15 protein-coding genes are annotated in these 14,939 nt (G+C 72.4%); 3 read left to right on the forward strand and 12 right to left on the reverse strand.

All coding sequences use genetic code 11. The annotated features are described in order from the left end of the window. Positions 1-51: 51 nt before the first annotated feature. The gene (locus tag HNR67_RS01560) at positions 52-861 is read right to left on the reverse strand and encodes a TatD family hydrolase (RefSeq protein ID WP_185000213.1); all 810 of its coding nucleotides are present in this window, start codon (positions 859-861) and stop codon (positions 52-54) included. A 218-nt stretch (positions 862-1,079) separates the two neighbouring features. Between HNR67_RS01560 and HNR67_RS01565 the strand changes: the two genes are divergently transcribed. Next, complete coding sequence (locus tag HNR67_RS01565; protein ID WP_185000214.1) at positions 1,080-2,411, forward strand: aminodeoxychorismate synthase component I; 1,332 nt, start codon at positions 1,080-1,082, stop codon at positions 2,409-2,411. Here the strand turns inward: HNR67_RS01565 and HNR67_RS01570 are convergent. Next, positions 2,392-3,240, reverse strand: coding sequence for an inositol monophosphatase family protein (locus HNR67_RS01570; protein WP_312986193.1), 849 nt, complete (start codon positions 3,238-3,240; stop codon positions 2,392-2,394). The genes HNR67_RS01565 and HNR67_RS01570 overlap by 20 nt on opposite strands. Positions 3,241-3,360: 120 nt before the next feature. On the opposite strand from HNR67_RS01570, the gene HNR67_RS01575 reads away from it, so the two are divergent. After that, entirely contained in the window at positions 3,361-3,939 is a 579-nt protein-coding gene (locus HNR67_RS01575) for a TetR/AcrR family transcriptional regulator (protein WP_185000215.1), read from the forward strand. Then, positions 3,936-4,754 carry an alpha/beta fold hydrolase gene (locus HNR67_RS01580; protein WP_185000216.1) on the forward strand — a complete coding sequence of 273 codons (819 nt, stop codon included), beginning with the start codon at positions 3,936-3,938 and terminating at the stop codon, positions 4,752-4,754. The genes HNR67_RS01575 and HNR67_RS01580 overlap by 4 nt, the downstream gene beginning before the upstream one ends. A 1-nt stretch (position 4,755) precedes the next feature. Here HNR67_RS01580 and mdh read toward each other — a convergent pair whose 3' ends face one another. From mdh to HNR67_RS01630, 10 genes are all read right to left on the reverse strand, one after another. Then, positions 4,756-5,712 (reverse strand): malate dehydrogenase, encoded by a 957-nt coding sequence (gene mdh, locus HNR67_RS01585; RefSeq protein WP_312986194.1) that lies wholly within the window; start codon positions 5,710-5,712, stop codon positions 4,756-4,758. Positions 5,713-5,897: 185 nt separating this feature from the next. Beyond that, positions 5,898-6,215, reverse strand: coding sequence for a DUF3017 domain-containing protein (locus tag HNR67_RS01590; RefSeq protein ID WP_185000218.1), 318 nt, complete (start codon positions 6,213-6,215; stop codon positions 5,898-5,900). Beyond that, positions 6,212-7,063 carry a bifunctional methylenetetrahydrofolate dehydrogenase/methenyltetrahydrofolate cyclohydrolase gene (locus HNR67_RS01595; protein ID WP_185000219.1) on the reverse strand — a complete coding sequence of 284 codons (852 nt, stop codon included), beginning with the start codon at positions 7,061-7,063 and terminating at the stop codon, positions 6,212-6,214. The genes HNR67_RS01590 and HNR67_RS01595 overlap by 4 nt, the downstream gene beginning before the upstream one ends. Positions 7,064-7,081: 18 nt before the next feature. After that, on the reverse strand, positions 7,082-8,065 hold the full coding sequence (locus tag HNR67_RS01600) for a hypothetical protein (RefSeq protein ID WP_185000220.1): 984 nt from the start codon (positions 8,063-8,065) through the stop codon (positions 7,082-7,084). 58 nt (positions 8,066-8,123) lie between these two features. Further along, positions 8,124-9,092: a DMT family transporter gene (locus HNR67_RS01605; protein WP_185000221.1), complete on the reverse strand. Its 969-nt coding sequence runs from the start codon at positions 9,090-9,092 to the stop codon at positions 8,124-8,126. 47 nt (positions 9,093-9,139) lie between these two features. Continuing rightward, on the reverse strand, positions 9,140-10,384 hold the full coding sequence (locus HNR67_RS01610) for an MFS transporter (protein ID WP_185000222.1): 1,245 nt from the start codon (positions 10,382-10,384) through the stop codon (positions 9,140-9,142). Positions 10,385-10,430: 46 nt separating this feature from the next. Continuing rightward, a complete protein-coding gene (locus HNR67_RS01615; RefSeq protein ID WP_185000223.1) occupies positions 10,431-11,618 on the reverse strand; it encodes an MFS transporter in 1,188 nt (395 codons plus the stop codon). 4 nt (positions 11,619-11,622) lie between these two features. Further along, positions 11,623-12,216, reverse strand: a complete 594-nt coding sequence (locus HNR67_RS01620; protein ID WP_185000224.1) for a pentapeptide repeat-containing protein — start codon at positions 12,214-12,216, stop codon at positions 11,623-11,625. After that, positions 12,213-13,442: a reverse transcriptase family protein gene (locus HNR67_RS01625; protein WP_185000225.1), complete on the reverse strand. Its 1,230-nt coding sequence runs from the start codon at positions 13,440-13,442 to the stop codon at positions 12,213-12,215. Before HNR67_RS01625 ends, HNR67_RS01620 begins: the two co-directional genes overlap by 4 nt. A 270-nt stretch (positions 13,443-13,712) precedes the next feature. Next, positions 13,713-14,747: a LacI family DNA-binding transcriptional regulator gene (locus HNR67_RS01630; protein ID WP_221489745.1), complete on the reverse strand. Its 1,035-nt coding sequence runs from the start codon at positions 14,745-14,747 to the stop codon at positions 13,713-13,715. Positions 14,748-14,939 lie beyond the last annotated feature (192 nt).

Raw genomic sequence — 14,939 nt, forward strand, 5'->3', positions numbered from 1 at the left:
TGGCGTTTTGTGATCCGGCGCACAGCAACGAACCGGGGTCACTGAGCGTCCTCATTGCATCGCCGAGCGCTCTGCCAGCCGGAACACTCGTTCGGCCGTCGCGGAGGTGATCTCGGCGAGTTCGGCCACATCCACTCCCCTGAGTGACGCGATGACACGCGCTGTATAGGTAACGGCGTAGGGCTCGTTGGGTCGGCCGCGGTACGGGTGCGGGGTCAGGAACGGAGCGTCGGTCTCGATCAGGAACTGGTCGTCCGGGACCAGCCGGGCCGCTTCGCGGAGGTCGGCGGAGTTACGGAAGGTCACCGGACCGGCGAAAGACAGCACATAGCCCTTGTCCACACACTTCCGGGCGAACGCAGCGTCACCGGAGAAGCAGTGGAAGACCACGGTCTCCGGCGCCCCCTCCTCGTCCAGGATCCGCAGCACGTCCGCGTGCGCGTCCCGGTCGTGGATCATCAGCGCCTTGTCCAGCCGCTTGGCCAGATCGATGTGCCACCGGAAGGCCGGGTCCTGGGCAGCGGGCGGCGCGTAGTCCCAGTAGTAGTCGAGGCCGGTCTCGCCCACCGCGACCACCCTCGGCGCGGCCGCGAGCTTCTCCAGCTCGGTCCGCTCGGCGTCGCCGAACACACTGGTCCGGGTGGGATGCAACGCGACAGCCGCGAACACCCGCTCATCCCAGCCAGCCGCCTCCACCACCCAGCGCGCCGATGGCAGGTCGTCGGCCACCGTGATCACCCGCCCCACGCCGACCGAGGCGGCCCGGTCCACCGCGGCCCGCACCGATTCGGGGTCGGTGAATCCGCAGGCATCCAGATGGGTGTGCGCGTCGACCACCGGCACCGGAAGCGGTTCCGGCATCGGCGGCGGGTCACCCTTACGTCCGTGCTCAGCCACGAAGCCCAACCCTAGGAGACGGTCCACGAAGCCCGGCGCCCGAGGCGGCGTACGACAACGGCCAACGTGGCGTACAACAACGGCCAACACTGCGTACGACAACGGCCAACACGCCGGGTGGGGGTGAGTTCGGCTTGCCACATTTGCTGTTCTGAAACGGGCTCACCAGTCATGATGCGCGCGTGCACGTGCTCACCCGGCCCGTTGGCCGGCACATCGCCCCGGAACTGGTGTTCCGGCGGCTGGTGGCGCGTGCGCACGAACTGGGACTGCCGCCGCCTGCCGCGCTGACCGGCGACTGGTTTGGGTCGCGGGCGGTGTTGCTGCCCTCGGTGCAGGTCAACCCGGTGGTGGATGGGGTGGCGGAAACGGTGCCCTGTCTGCAACCCACGGTGACCGGGGCGGTGCCGCCGGGCACGGTCGGTGGGGGCTGGTTCGGCTATCTCGGTTACGGGCTCACCGATCCCGGGTCCTGGACGCAGCCGCGTGGACTGGCCAACGCGGTGTGGGGCTGGGCCGATCACGTGCTCCGGCTGGACCACAGTGGACAGTGGTGGTTCGAGGCGCTGGTACCGGACAACCGGGACGAACCCGTTGCGCTGGCGGCGGAACTGGCCGAGCTGGTGGCCGCGCGCGGCGAGCCCGCGCCGCGGCCGTGGCGGGCCGGGCCGTTGCGCAGGGCCTCGGCGCGCAGGCATCAGGCCGCGGTGGCCGGTTGTGTGGACAACATCGCGGCCGGGGAGATCTTCCAGGCCAATGTGTGCACCCAGTTCGCCGCCGAGTTCGAGGGCGAGCCGGCGGAGCTGTTCGCCGAGGGCGTGGCCCGGCTGAATCCGGCCCGCGCGGCCTATGTCGCCGGGGACTGGGGCGCGGTGGTGTCCTTCTCCCCCGAGTTGTTCCTGGCCCGGCATGGGCGCACCGTGCGGTCCAGTCCGATCAAGGGCACGCTGCCCCGTCGCGGGCCGGAGGACGAGGGCAACGCGGCCCGGCTGCGCCGCTCCGCCAAGGACGTGGCGGAGAACGTGATGATCGTGGACCTGGTGCGCAACGACCTGGGCCGAGTCTGCGTGCCGGGGTCGGTCACCGTGCCGGAACTGCTGGTGGTGCGGCCCGCGCCGGGCGTGTGGCACCTGGTGTCCACCGTGCAGGGCGAGCTGCGGCCGGAGGTGGACGACGCGATGCTGCTGGAGGCGACCTTCCCGCCCGGCTCGGTCACCGGCGCGCCCAAGGTGCGCGCGCTGGAGATCATCGCCGAGCTGGAGGACCAGCCACGGCAGGTCTACTGCGGGGCGATCGGCCTGGCCTCGCCGGTAGCCGGGATGGAGCTGAACGTGGCCATCCGGACGCTGGAGATCCAGGGCGGCGAGCTGCGGCTCGGGGTCGGCGGCGGGATCACCGCGGACTCGGATCCGCTGGCGGAGTGGCAGGAGTGCCTGGCCAAGGCGGCGCCGCTGGAGCGGTTGCTGGCCAGCGGCGCGGCCGTGCCCTGTTCGGTCAACCAGCAGGCTCGCTGAGCACCAGCGCGGCCAGTTCCTCGGCCAGCTGCGGGGTGGCCGCCGCGATGCCGGACCAGCGGCGGGTCAGGTCCACGTCCAGTTCCAGCGGGCGGCCCCTGGCGTCGATCACCACGCCGCCGGCGGCGGGCACGGTGACCATGGCCGCGGCCAGGTCCATGATCCGGTGGGTGTCCGAGCCCGGGTCCACGTAGGCGTCCACCGAACCCTCGGCGACCAGCGCGCACTCCAGCGCGGTGGTGCCCAGCACCCGCACCCGCGACGCCCTGGCGGCCACCCTGGACCAGGTGTCCTGGTTGTTCTTGGGGCGTTGCAGGCAGAGCTGCGCGCCGTCCAGGGTGGTGCGGCCGGTGGTGCGGTAGGCGGTGGGCTCGCCGGTGCGCGCGTACCAGCTGTGGCCGGTGTCGAACCAGCAGGTCAGCGCCTCCAGGGGCTGGCCGTCCAGTGCGAGCACGCCGGCGAAGCAGCTCAGCGGGACGCCGGCGGCGGAGTTGCCGGTGCCGTCCACCGGGTCGACCACCAGGGTCAGCGCGGAGCCGTGGTCCAGGAACCCGGCCTCCTCGCTGAGCAGGTTGACCCCGTTGCGGGCGGCGGCCTCGGCGATGGCGTTCTCCACCAGGTCGTCCACCCGCTGGGTCGGCGTGCCGTCCGCGCCCATCCGGACGACCTCGCTCAGTTCCTCCCGGTCGAAGCGGTGCCGGGCGGCACGCAGTGCGGTGGCCGCGGCGCGAGCGGCCTCGGCCAGCGCGTTGTGCACCGCGTCGGGCAGCTCGGGCTCGGGCACCGGCCAGGTGATGCGCCGCGGGCTGGTCAGCTCGACATCGGTCACTGCTGGCTCCTTCTCGGGGCGGGCATCTCCCCTAGTTCGTACCCCGGTACTGGCGCGCGGCAAGCATCAGGCGGACAATGAACGAAAGAATAGATCGTTCATTGATTCACAGGAGAGGTCGTGCCTGCCCACTTCGACGAGCGGGACCGGGCCCGGATCAGGGCGGAGCTGCTGGCCAGTGGCCGGGAGCTGTTCGTGGCGCAGGGTCTGCGGAAGACCTCCCTGGCCGAGCTGACCGCGTCCGCCGGGATCGCCAAGACCAGCTTCTACGCCTTCTTCGAGGCCAAGGAGTCGCTCTACTGCGAGCTGATGCTGGCCAACGCGCCCGCCATCCGGACCCGGCTGCTGGCCACGCTGGACGGTGAGCCACGGGCGGCGATCGGCGCGTTCCTGCGCGCGGTGCTGGCGGTGCTGGACGAGGATCCGTTGTACCGCAGGCTGATCACGCATCCGGCCGAGCTGGCCGCGGTGACCGCGCGGCTGTCCCCGGAGCGGGCCGCGGAGTTGCACGGGCAGGCGATGCTGCCGATCGCGGAGTTCCTGGCCCGCACCGGGCTGACCGGTCGGCGGCCGGAGGTGGTGCTCGGCCTGTTGCGCGCGGTGCTGTTGCTTCCGTTGCACCGCAACGAGTTCGGCGAGGTCTACGACGAGGTGGCGGAGCAGATGATCGAGTTCGTGGCGACCGGGCTGACCAGGTGAAGGACGTCGAGGTGGGCACGCTGCCCGGCGGTTTCCCTTATCTGGCAGTGGGTTCCGGGCGGCCACTGGTTTATCTGCCGGGCTTCACCCCCGAGCACGTGAACCCCTCCGGGCTGCCCGCGCGGATGGCGATCCGATCGGTGCGGCCACTGGCCTCGGGTGGCTGGCGGGTCTATCTGGTCAACCGCAGGCCGGGGCTGGTCCGCGGGATGTCGATGGCCGAGATCGCGGGCGAGCACGCGGCGGCGATCAGCGCGCACTTCGGCGAACCTGTTGCGCTGGTTGGACATTCGACCGGCGGCACGGTGGCGCTGCAGCTCACCGCCGATCACCCGGAGGTGGTGTCGCGGGTGGTGCTGGCCTCGACCGCGTACACGCTGGGACCGGTGGCGCGGAAGGCGCAGTGGGAGATGGCGCACCGGCTGGCCGAGCGCAAACCCGGTTACCACCTGCTGGCCGAGGGGTTCACCAGGAACCCGGTGCTGCTGCGGGTGTTGCGCGGGCTGATGTGGACGGTCGGCAACTTCGGACCGTGGCCGCTGAACCCGGTGGACATGCTGGCGATGATCGAGGCCGAGGATCGGGTCGACCTGCGTGCGCGGCTGCCGGAGATCACCACCCCGGCGCTGGTGGTGGCCGGGGCGCGGGACTACTTCTGGACGCCGGAGCTGTTCACCGAGACCGCTGAGCTGCTGCCGAACGGGCGGCTGGTGCTCTACCCGGACGCCGGGCACGCGGTGAACGTGAGCCGCCGGTTCTACCGGGACGCGCTGGCCTTCCTGGCGGAGGGCGGCGCGTCCCGGCAGAGCGGGTGAATCAGAGGCTCTGGACGTCGGCCTGCTTGGCGCGGACGGCCTCGGCGGCCTCCTTGAGCGCGGCCAGCTCGGTGTCGGTCAGCTCGGTCTCCACGACCTTCTTGATGCCGCCCTTGCCCAGCTCGGCGGTGACGCCGAGGTAGACGCCCTCGATGCCGAACTCGCCGTCGACCCAGGCGCAGACCGGCATGACCGCGCCGGAGTCCTCCTGCACGGCCTTGGCCATGCGGGCGGCGGCGGCGGACGGCGCGTAGTAGGCCGAGCCGGTCTTGAGCAGCGCCACGACCTCGGCGCCACCGTTGCGGGTCCGGGTGACCAGCTCCTCGATCTTGTCGGCGGGCAGCAGCTCGGCGAGCGGCTTGCCGTTGACCGAGCAGGCCGAGGGCACCGGCACCATGGTGTCGCCGTGCGAGCCAAGGGTCAGCGTCTTGACCGAGCCGACCGGCACGGCCAGCGTCTCGGCCACGAAGTTGGTGAAGCGGGCGGTGTCGAGCATGCCCGCCTGGCCGATGACCCGGTTCTTCGGGAACTGGGTGGCGAGCTGGGCCAGCGCGGTCATCTCGTCCAGCGGGTTGGAGACGACGATCACCACGGCCTCGGGGGCGTGCTTGGCGACGTTCTCCGCGACCTGGCGGACGATCTTGGCGTTGGTCTCGATCAGGTCCATCCGGCTCATGCCGGGCTTGCGCGGCAGACCGGCGGTGATCACCACGATGTCCGAGCCCGCGATGGCCTCGTAGCCACTGCCGTCGCGACCGGTGGTCTGGCCGACGACCTTGGTCTCGAAGCCCTCGACCGGGCGGGACTGGTTCAGGTCCAGCGCCAGGCCCTCGGCCTTGCCGTCGATGATGTCGGTCAGCACGACGGTGTCGAAGATGTCGTACTCGGCCAGCCGCTGCGCCGTGGTGGAGCCGTAGAAACCGGCGCCGATTACGGCGACCTTGCCGGAGCGTGCCACTGGGGAAGTCCTTCCGATCCGCATGTTCTTCCATGGGGTGGGTCCACGGACGCGCTGCGAAAAGACCGGTAAGGCCTCCGGCGGCGGTCACAACCGCGGGACCGCATCACCGGGCTGAGTGCCCGGCTCCCGGAGGTTACCAACACCGGTGGGAGCCGGAGTTCTCCGGTGAGCAGCGTCTCTCGTCAGGGGCCGATGGTCATGGCCACATATGTGATCATCGTCGCGAAGCCGCCGTAGGTGAGCACGTCGATCGGCCTGCTCCGGATGGCCAGCAGCAGGCAGACCTCCGGCGGCAGCGCGGCCCGGAACACCGCGGCCAGGAACAGCCCGCCGGCCAGCGTCACCGTGCCGCGTTTCCAGTGGTACATCAGGATCAGCACGAACCCGAAGATCACCATGGCCAGCACCACCAGGAACGGCACCACCCGCAGCCAGCCGGGCCGCCGGTCCTGGGCGGGCGGCAGGTTCCCGGCGGGCGGCAGGCCGGCGGTCACGCTCATCCCGCCGCTCGCTCGGCCGCCTCGACCACGTTGCTGACCAGCAGCGCCCTGGTCATCGGGCCGACGCCGCCGGGGTTGGGCGAGAAGAACCCGGCGATCTCGCGCACGTCGGGGTGCACGTCACCGGAGACTCCGCTGTCGGTGCGGCTCACGCCCACGTCCAGCACGGCCGCGCCGGGCTTGACCATGTCCGGGGTGATCAGCGCGGGCACACCGGCCGCGGCGATCACGATGTCGGCCCGGCGGACCTCGGCGGCCAGGTCCTTGGTGCCGGTGTGGCACAGGGTGACCGTGGCGTTCTCCGACTTGCGGGTCAGCAGCAGGCCCATGGACCGGCCGACGGTGATGCCACGGCCGACCACGACCACGTGCGCCCCGTTGATCGGCACCTCGTACTGGCGGAGCAGCCGGATGATGCCGTGCGGGGTGCAGGGCAGCGGCGCTTCCTTACCGAGCACCAGGCGGCCCAGGTTGACCGGGTGCAGGCCGTCGGCGTCCTTGGCCGGGTCGATCCGCTCCAGGATCGCGTTCGCGTCGATGTGCTTGGGCAGCGGCAGCTGCACGATGTAGGCGGTGCAGTCCGGGTCCGCGTTCAGCTCGTCGATCACCTTGGCCAGTTCGTCCTGGGTGATCTCGGCGGGCAGATCGCGGCGGATCGAGTTGATGCCCAGCTGCGCGCAGTCCTTGTGCTTGGAGCGCACGTACATCGCCGACCCTGGGTCGTCACCGACCAGCACGGTGCCCAGGCCGGGCACGATGCCCCGCTCACGCAGTGCGTCCACCCGCGGCCGCAGCTGCTCGAAGATGGCGTTCTTGGTCGCCTTGCCGTCCAGGATCGTTGCCGTCACGACCTCAATAATCCCATGTCACGCAGGCTGGCTCTGCTCGACCCGTTCCAGCCAGATCTCCCGCCAGAACGGGACGAACTCGCGCGGGCAGTTGCCGTTGTAGAGGCCGAGGCAGATCACGCCCTCCAGCACGATGCACGGGTTGCCCAGGTGCAGCATCCGGCCGGTGCGCTCGTCGATGCAGCGGTCCACGCTGGCCAGCACCCTGGCGGTGCGGCCGCAGAAGTGCGCCATCTCCTCGTCGAAGCTCATGCCGCGGTTGCGCAGGTTGTCGTCCAGGGTGGCCTCGATCTCCGCCCTGGTCCGGATCCGCACCAGCTCGCCGGGTTGCAGGTTGAGCTTGGCCGTCGGGGTCTTGCCCGGCTGGCCCGCGTTGAGGAAGCCCCAGTTGCGGCCGCCCTTGAACAGCACCTTGGCCGGCAGGCGTTTGCGGGTCTCCACCTGGATCCGGTTGAACACCCCGACCAGCAGTCCGCGCAGGGCCAGCAGCGGGCCGACGTTGCCGGTGCGCACATCGGTGACGTACTGGCCGAGGCTGAGCACCGGCATGCAGATCGGCGCGGCCCGCAGCAATTCGGTGGCCTGGCAGGAGTAGCGGGCCTGACCGTCCGGGTCGGCGCCCTTGGTGGTGGCGTTGACCAGCAGCGGCAGGTTCGGCTTGCCAAGGGGTTCGGGCCTGCGGAGGTTGAGCTGGCCGGGTTCGATCCGGCGCAGCCACTGTTCCTTCCAGTACAGCGAGCAAGCGGTCTGGCAGCCGCCGTGCGCGGAACCGTCGCAGCGCGCGCCGGTCAGGTGCACCGCGCGGGCCATCCGGCGCAACCCGGTCTGGGTGATCGAGTCGCACAGCTTGTGGGCCACCTTGTGCACGGTCATCCGCTGCCCGCAGTAACGGAGCATCTCCGGCATGAACGGCAACTCGTCCAGTTCGCCGCGTTCGTCCAGTGTCGCCAGAATCTCTTGCGCGCCAAGGACTTCGACCACGTCACCGACCTTCAGGCTCATACCTCCGTGGTCCCACACCGCGACCACGGGCGGCAACGCACCGTAACCGGTTTGTGACTCAACCGCGCTTGGGCAACGCGGCCACGCCGACCGCGAGCAGGGTCAGCAGGGTGCCGGTGACGGCCACCCAGGACAGGTGCGTGTCCGCGGCCGGGAACAGCAGGTCCAGGGCGAGCGCGCCGAGCAGCTGGCCGGCCACCGAGCCGAGGCCGAGCAGCAGCACGCCGGTGACCCTGACCAGTGCGGCGGCCCCGGCGATGAAGGCCACGCCGACCACGCCGCCGAGGTAGAGCAGCGGGTCGCCGGGCAGTTCGGCCGGCAGGCCCTCGGCGGCGAAGTGGATCACGCCGAGCACCAGCAACGCCGCGGTGCCCGCCAGGAAGTTGACCAGTGCGGCCGGCAGCGCGGCGCCCGCGACCTCCTTGACCTGGCCGTTCTGCGCCTGCTGCCAGGCCATGCCGATCCCGGCCAGCAGCGGCAGCACGGCCAGTGCCAGCGTGCCGGGGTTGCCCAGTCGTTCGGACACCGCGACCAGCACGGCGGCCACCGCGAGCAGCGCGCCGGCGATCCGGGTCGCGGTCAGCGGCTGCGGGCCTGCCGGGCCGAGGCCGGCGCGGTCCACCGCCAGGCTGCTCAGCGCCTGCCCGGCCACCACCGCCACGGTGAACACCGCGACGCCGAGCGCGGCCACCGCCACGCCCTGGGAGAACACCAGCAGCGCGCCGCAGAGTCCGCCCAGGGTCTGCCACCAGCGCAGTTCGCCGGTGCGCAGGGCCGCCCCGACCCGGCGGGTGGCCCGGCGGCTGCCGGGCAGCACCAGGATCAGCGCGACCACCAGCAGCAGCCCGCTGCCGAAGGAGATCAGCGCGGCGCCGATGCCGTCCTGCATCCGCCTGCCCAGTTCACCGTTGAGCCGGGACTGCAGCACGATCAGCACGCCGATGCCTGCCGCGCCGAGCAGCCCGAGCAGTTTGGCGCGCGGGCTGACCTGGGGCGGGCTGGTCCGGGGCGGTGCGGCGGTGGTCATCACGCCCAGCCCAACACAAGTTGGTGGCCAGGTCATCCCATGTTTGCTCACACTGCCTTGGGCACCTGGGGTTCGCGCTGGTCAGCCGCTGGTGCTGTGCGCCGGACCACAGTGACCGAGCGGGCCATCAGCGCGGTGGCGAAGACCATCACGACCGCGCCGCCCGCGGCCGCGGCGGCCGGGCCGAAGCGGTCCAGCAGCCAGCCGGCCAGTGGCGCGGCCAGCGCGCCGCCGGTGGTGGTGAAGCTGGCCAGCCAGCCGACCGCCTCGGCGGCCCGGTCCGGCGGGGCCAGATCGCCGATGCGCTGGTTGCCAGCGGAGATGGTGGGCGCGATGGCCAGCCCGCCGATGGCCAGGATCAGGCCGATCAGCACCGGCGAGGTCGGGTCCAGCACCGGCGGCAGCACCGGGATCAGCGCGGCCATGCCGACGCCGACCAGCGCCATCCGCAGCGCGGGCCGCGGCTGCCCCGGCAGTCCGCCCGCGATCAGGCCACCGGCCAGCGAGCCCACCGCCCACACCGCGATCAGCGCACCGGCCACGGTGGGCATGTTCAGTTCCCGGCCCAGCGCCACGATGGCCAGGTCGACCATGGTGAAGGCCATCACCAGGAACAGCGAGGCGGCCAGCGCGAGGGCCAGGCCGGGGGTGGCCAGCACCGAGCGCCGCCGGGTCCCGGCGGGCAGGACGGGCCGCGGCACCGGCTTGTCCATCCCGGCCCGCCGCAGCACCACGGCGAAGGCCAGGTTGGCGACCAGCGCGACCACCGCGACCAGTCCGAGGGCCCAGCGCGGGCCGAGCACGCCGACCGCGAAGGCGGTGAGCACCGGGCCGAGCATGAAGGTCAGCTCGAACAGGGTGGCCTCCGCGCCGTAGGCGGCCGTGCGCGCCTGGGCGTTCTCGATCCGGGTGAACGCGCCGCGCACCACCTGGGTGGCCGGTGGCGTGCTCAGCCCGGTGAGGAAGGCGATGACCGGTGCGGCGTACCAAACCGACGCCGGCAGCGCGACCAGCACCACCAGCCCGGCGAAGTAGCAGAGCGCGCTGATCACGATCAGCCGCGGCGCCGAGGTGCGGTCGGCCATCCGGCCCCGCCACGGCCCGGACGCGCCGTTGCCCACGGTCAGCGCGCCCATCACCAGCCCGGCCAGCGCGTAGGAGTCGGTCCAGGCCACGACGAGGAAGGTCAGCGCGATCGAGGTCCCGGTGCCGTGCAGTCGGGCGAGCACGGACCAGACCAGCAACGAGGCCAGGTGGGGGACGGCGAGCAGTTGCCGGTAGGGACGGAGCACTGCCCCAGTGTGGCCACGGGGTCCGACATTCCGCGCCTGGTTTTTCTCAGGGCTTACGTCGGGTGGAGAGCAGCGCGGACAGGGTGGCGATCAGCGCCGCCACCGCCGCGCCCCCGGCCGCGGCGGCCGGGCCGACGGTGTCCAGCAGCCAGCCGGCGAACGGGGCGGCCAGCGCGGTGCCGGTGGTGGTGAAACTGGCCAGCCAGCCGAACGCCTCGGCGGCCCGGTCGGCCGGGGCGAGTTCGCCGATGCGCTGGTTGGCCGCGGCCACGGTGGGTGAGATGGCCAGCCCGCCGACCGCGAGCAGGACGCCGATCAGCAGCGGTGAGGCCGTGCTCAGCGGCGGCAGCGCGGGCACCAGAATGGCCACGCCCGCGGTGAGCAGGGCCATCCGCAGCACGTACCGGGGTGTGCCCGGACGGCCGCCCGCGACCAGGCCGCCGATCATCGAGCCGATCGCCCAGACCGAGACCAGTGCTCCGGCCACCGCGGGCAGCGCCAGCTCCCGGCCCACCGCGATGATCACCAGGTTCACGCTGGAGAAGCCCATCATCAGCAGCATCGCCGCGACCAGCGCCGGGGTCAGCCCCGGCACCGCCAGCACCGAACCCCGGGTCACCACGGCCCCGGCCGCCGTGGGCACCGGCTCGCCGAGTCCGGCCCGGCGCAGGGCGGCGGCGAAGGAGAGCACGCTGGCCAGCGCGAGCGCGGCGATCAGCCCGACCGCCGCACGTGGTCCGGCCAGGCCGACGGTCAGCGCGGCCAGCAGCGGACCGCTCATCACGGCCAGCTCGAACAGGGTGGCCTCGGCCGCGAACACCGCCGAGCGGGTGTTCCCGTCGGCGAGCCGGGTGTAGGCGGCGCGGGCGACCGGACCGACCGGCGGCGTGCTCAGGCCGATCAGCAGTGCGAGCACCGGCGCGGCGGGCCAGGCCCAGCCGGGCAGGCTCAGCATGGCGATCATGCCGGCGGCGTAGAGCAGGCAGGTGGTGGTGAGCAGCCGGGGCGCGGAGCGGCGGTCGGCCAGCCTGCCCCGCCACGGCCCGGACACCCCGTTGCCCAGGGTGAGCGCGCCGATGACCAGCCCGGCCAGCGCGTAGGAGTCGGTCCAGGACACCACCAGGAAGGTCAGCGCGAGCGAGGCGCCGGTGGCGTGCACCCGGCCGAGCACGGACAGGAACAGGATCGGTCCCAGGTGCGGGACCCGGAGTAACTCGCGGTAGGGCTTGAGCACCGGGTCAGTCCACGACCAGGCCGTGCGCGGCGGCGAAGGCGACCGCGGTGCCCAGGTCCACCCGCGCACCGACCAGCTGGGCCTGCACCAGGGCGTGCGCGTCCAGCCTTGCCTCACGCAGATCGGCCTCGCCGAGCCTGGCGCCCTGCATCCGGGCGCCCATCAGGTCCGCGCCGGTGAGGTCGGCGTGCCGCAGGTCGACCTCGACCAGGTTGGCCTCGCGGAACCGGATGCCGCGCAGGGACAGCCTGCGCAGGTCCGCGCCGCCGAGCGCGGTCAGCGACAGGTCGGTCTCGCGCAGGGTCCACGGCCGCAGCCGGCAGCGCTCGAAGGAGGAGCCGACCAGCGAGCAGTTGTCCATTGTGGACTCACTGAACACGGTGCCGCGGAAGGTGCAGCTGCGGAAGGCACTGGCGGTGTGCCTGGACTCGCCGAGGTCGGTGCCGGCGAAGAGGCAGTCGGTGAAGGTGCAGTTCGCGGTGACCAGCCCGCGCAGGTCCGCCTCGGTGAAATCGCAGGCCACGAAGTGCCGCCCGGTCCAGCTCTGCCGCCCCAGCACCGCGTCCGCGTAGCTCTCGCCGGTGATCGTCTCGGTCACGCCTGCCCCCAGTGGATGGTGTCGAAGATCGCGCGCAGCCGGGCCGCCCTGGCCGGGTGGGTGGCCCCGACCCAGCCGATCCGGCCCAGCAGGTGCGCGCGGAAGTCAGGGTGCCCGACGTGGTTCTGCGCGTCCGGGCCGGTCCGCGCGCAGTTGTGCAGCACCGCCCGCAACCGGTCGTGGTCCGCCCTGGACACCGCGGGCCGCACGTTGACCACCAGCCCGGCCAGCTTCTGCCGCTGGTGCGCGGCCGCGATCCGGGTCTTGCCGGGGTGCAGCCGGAAGCCCTCGTCCGCGGCGATCCGGCGTACCCCGGCGCGCAGCCGGTCCACCGGGAGATCACCGGAGAAGGCCAGGTCGTCGGCGTAGCGGGTGTAGTTCGCGCCGATCCGTTCGGCCAGCCCGGCCAGTCGGCGGTCCAGCCGCGCGGCCAGCGCGTTGGCGATGGCGGGTGAGGACGGCGCGCCCTGCGGCAGGTGCGGCGTGGCCAGGCGGTGACGTTGCGCGCCGGGCGGTGCGGCCCGCAGGACCTCGGGCGGGGTGGCGGTGGTGAGCAGGCCGGTGAGGGCGACGGCGAGGTTGCCGGGGTAGCCGAGGTGGCGGAAGTAGGCGCGCAGCCGGGCGGCGGTGATCGAGGTGAAGAACCCGGCCAGGTCGAACCGGGCGACCAGTGGCTGCCCGGCGTGCGGGGCGGCGAAGGTGGCGGCGGAACGGCCGGGCCGGAAGCCGTGCGCGGCCTCGTGCAGTGGGAGGCGGGCGAGCAGCAGGCGGTTGAGGCGGCGCTGGATCTCGGCCAGGCGGGGCTTGGGGATTTCCAGGGGGCGGTGGCCGAGCCAGTGGTGCCGGTAGTGCCGCAAAGGTGTGGCGGCACGGCGGTTCCAGGTGCGGGCGTCGGCGAACCAGTCGAGTTCGCCGGGGGTGAGGCGCAGGGCGGCGGCGAGGTCGGCCGGGGTCTCCCAGCGCGGGACGTCGGCTCGCCAGCGCGGGCGGGGTGCTGCCGCGGGCTCGACCTGGCGGGGCAGGTCGGCGAGCAGGCGGGCCAGGGCTTCGGGCGGGCCGAAGAACGGGCTGGGGCTCAGGTCGAGCAGGCGGGCGGCGAGATCCTCGGGATCGGGGTTCGGCGCGGCGTGCAACGAGATCCCGGCCAGGCGGGTGGCCAGGGCCGGGCGGGTCCAGGCGCCGTCGAGGGCGGTGCGCGCGAGGTGCAGGAGGTCGGCGGAGGTCATCCGGCGGCCGCCGGAAGTGGGCGCGGGTGGCCGACGGCAACCAGCGGCGGATGGCGGTCGGGCGCGGGTGCCGAGCGGCGGCGCCAGGTGTGCGGCGGGACGGGGCGACCTCTGCCATCGTGAGCCGCGTGGGGCTCGCACGCGGAGCGTGCCGATCCACGCGGGGCGCACTGACCAGCTGAAACACTGCTCCCCGGGGTATCCCCGGAGGGAAGGGCGAGCACTGGGCCACCCCTCGTCTCGCTCCCGCCCCGCCGCACCCCGGTGACGCTAGCCGCTACCCCCGACAGGCGGCGCGGTGCTCCCCCTGGGCTCCAGCCTGGGCAGCTCGTCCTGCACGTCCTGCGCGGGCAGTCCGCCGACCAGTCCCAGTAATCGCCGGGCGGCCCTGGCGCCGAAGGCCGCGGTGTCCCTGACCAGCGCGGTGAGCTGCGGGTGGGTCAGGCGGCAGAGCGCGGAGTCGTCCCAGGCCACGATGGACAGCTCGGCAGGCACCCGCACGCCGAGTTTGCTGGCCTCGCTCATGCCGGCCACCGCCATCACGTCGTTGTCGTAGATGACCGCGGTGGGGCGTTCGGGCGCGGTGAGCAGCCTGCGGGTGGCCCCTGCCCCGGCCTCCACGCTGTAGTCGGTGGCCAGCGAGGGTTCGGCGGTCAGGCCGTGCCGCTGCATGGCCTGCTGGAAGGAGCGCACCCGGCGCTCGGTGTGGATCAGCCTGGGCAGTCCGGCGATATGCGCGATCCGGCGGTGGCCCAGGCCGACCAGGTGATCGACGATGGCGCCCATCGCGGCCGCGTCGTCCACCCAGATGCTGGGCGTGCCGCCGGGGCACGGGCCTCCTATCACCAGTGCGGGCACGCCGAGTTTGGCCAGCAGCGCCGGGCGCGGATCGACCAGCCGGGGATCCACCACGAGCAGTCCGGCCACCCGGCGCTCGGCCCACCAGCGGCGGTACAGCTCGCATTCGGCGGAAAGGTCCTCGACCACCTGGAAGAGCAACGCGGTGGAACTGCGGGCCAGTGCGGTCTGAATTCCGGAGACCAGCTGCAGGAAGAATGGCTCGACACCCAGCGTGGCGGCCGGTCTGGCGAACACCAGGCCCACCACGTCGGTCTTGGCCGCGGACAGCGCGCGGGCCGCGCTGTTCGGCCGCCAGTCCAGATCCTCGGCCACCTTCAGGATTCGGCGGCGAGTCTCCTCCGACACGCCGGGCCGGTTGTTGAGCGCGAACGAGACCGCGCTCTCCGAGACCCCCGCGGCGCGGGCGATGTCCCTGATGGTGACCCGTCTGGCCGCTGCCTCCACCGGGTGGACACCTCCCGAAGTAAAGCGGTTTATCGATTCCGAGATAAAGCGCATTAGTTCCGGCACTGTCGCGCGGGTGAACACGGCCTGTCAAGCACTGGACAAGAAAGTGGACAGGGCTACTCTCCGGTGTTGACGCAGCCCGACCGACAGCGCAATTTTCACCCCACCTGGAAACCCGCCGAAGGAGTT

It is taken from the genome of Crossiella cryophila, from assembly GCF_014204915.1.
Lineage (GTDB): Bacteria > Actinomycetota > Actinomycetes > Mycobacteriales > Pseudonocardiaceae > Crossiella > Crossiella cryophila.

Bases quoted from the DNA above. Each gene is read 5' to 3' on its own strand.
- HNR67_RS01560 (WP_185000213.1), bottom strand. From the start codon at position 861: ATGCCGGAACCGCTTCCGGTGCCGGTGGTCGACGCGCACACCCATCTG.
- HNR67_RS01590 (WP_185000218.1), bottom strand. From the start codon at position 6,215: ATGAGCGTGACCGCCGGCCTGCCGCCCGCCGGGAACCTGCCGCCCGCC.
- HNR67_RS01600 (WP_185000220.1), bottom strand. From the start codon at position 8,065: ATGAGCCTGAAGGTCGGTGACGTGGTCGAAGTCCTTGGCGCGCAAGAG.
- HNR67_RS01605 (WP_185000221.1), bottom strand. From the start codon at position 9,092: ATGACCACCGCCGCACCGCCCCGGACCAGCCCGCCCCAGGTCAGCCCG.
- HNR67_RS01625 (WP_185000225.1), bottom strand. From the start codon at position 13,442: ATGACCTCCGCCGACCTCCTGCACCTCGCGCGCACCGCCCTCGACGGC.